Below are 1,491 nucleotides of genomic sequence, written 5' to 3' on the forward strand. Positions count from 1 at the left end.
ATCCGATCCTGGCGGCGGCCTACATCAGCCTGACGACCGGCGCCGGGGCGGCGCGTTAGGAACGCCTCGTTGGCCACCTCGGAGAAGGTGGCGGTGGCGATCGGCTCGGTGAGCTCGAACATGCGGTGGATCCTGGCCTGCGGGTGGTGCTGCATCGGTCGGCGTCTCCCTCGGTCGTGCTGGTCGTGACAGCCCCTCGTGGCGACTGTTCACCCTGGCTACGAACGACGCGGCCCGGATCCGACAACTCCGGCCGATAATTTTCCGCCGTGATTGTGATCTACGTTGTAAAGGCGACGGCTCTGGGGGCGGGTTCCCCGATGGGAGGATTCAATGTAGGTTAGCCTAACCTAACTAAGGAGCTCTGTGGTGGTTGATCCTTTTCGTGCCTTCGACGTCCGGGTTCGGGGCCTGCGGCGGCTGAGCCCGTCGTTCCTCCGCGTCACCTTCACCGGGGATGACCTGCACGAGTTCGCGGACAACGGATACGACCAGCGCGTCAAGCTGGTCCTGCCGACCCCCGGCGCGGGCGTCACGCGCTTCCCGCGCGGAGCCGACTGGTTCAAGCAGTGGTACGCCCAGGGCGACGAGCGCAACCCGCTGCGCACCTACACCGTCCGCGCGGTCCGCCCGGAGGCGGCCGAGGTCGACATCGACGTCGTCCTGCACGACGACTGCGCCGGGCCCGCCGGGCCGGCCGCCCGCTGGATCGCCGCCTGCGAGCCGGGCTCGGCGGCGGCGATCTTCGGCCCGAACGGCCTCTACGACGGCTTCCACGGCGGCCTGGAGTTCCGGCCGCCCGCCGGCTTCGGCACCGTGCTGCTCGCCGGTGACGAGACCGCCGTCCCGGCGATCGTCGGCATCCTGGAGCGGCTGCCCGCTCATGTCACCGGCGAGGCCCTGCTGGAGGTGCCGCACGAGGAGGACTTCCTCCCGGTCGCCGGCGCGCCGGGCGTGCGGGTCACCTGGCTCGCCCGCGGCGACGCTCCCTGGGGCGCCCGCCTGGAGCCCGCCGTCGCGGAGGCCGCCGCCAGGCTCCTTCCGGCGGGCGCGGCAGGCGCCGAGCCCGAGGAGATCGACGTCGACGCAGAGATCCTCTGGGAGATCCCCGAGACCGGCGACGGCCCCTGCTACGCCTGGCTGGCCGGCGAGGCGGCCGTGATCAAGCGGCTGCGCCGCCACCTGGTCTCCGAGCGCGGCATGGACCGCAAGGCCGTGGCCTTCATGGGCTACTGGCGTCAGGGCCGCTCCGAGGACGCGTGAGCCCGCCATGACGACCGCCCCCCTGCCCCCGGACCGCTCCGGTCCCGCGCTCACCGGCACTGACCTGTGTCTCGGCTACGCGGGTCGTCCCGTCGTCGACGGCGCCTGCGTCAGCCTGGTCACCGGCGCCGTCACCGCCCTGGTCGGCCCGAACGGCAGCGGCAAGTCCACCCTGCTGCGCGCCCTGGCCCGGCTGCTCCGCCCCGACTCCGGCGAGGTCCGGCTGGC

At 72.5% G+C, this 1,491-nt stretch carries 2 protein-coding genes; both read left to right on the forward strand.

All coding sequences use genetic code 11. From position 1 onward, the window contains the following. Nucleotides 1-369 precede the first annotated feature (369 nt). A complete protein-coding gene (locus tag ACWCSD_RS52520; protein WP_449927441.1) occupies nucleotides 370-1,263 on the forward strand; it encodes a siderophore-interacting protein in 894 nt (297 codons plus the stop codon). A gap of 7 nt (nucleotides 1,264-1,270) precedes the next feature. Then, nucleotides 1,271-1,491: ATP-binding cassette domain-containing protein (locus ACWCSD_RS52525; protein ID WP_449927444.1), on the forward strand; the 221-nt coding region annotated here is incomplete at its 3' end.

The sequence above is a fragment of the Nonomuraea sp. NPDC001684 genome (assembly GCF_053596515.1).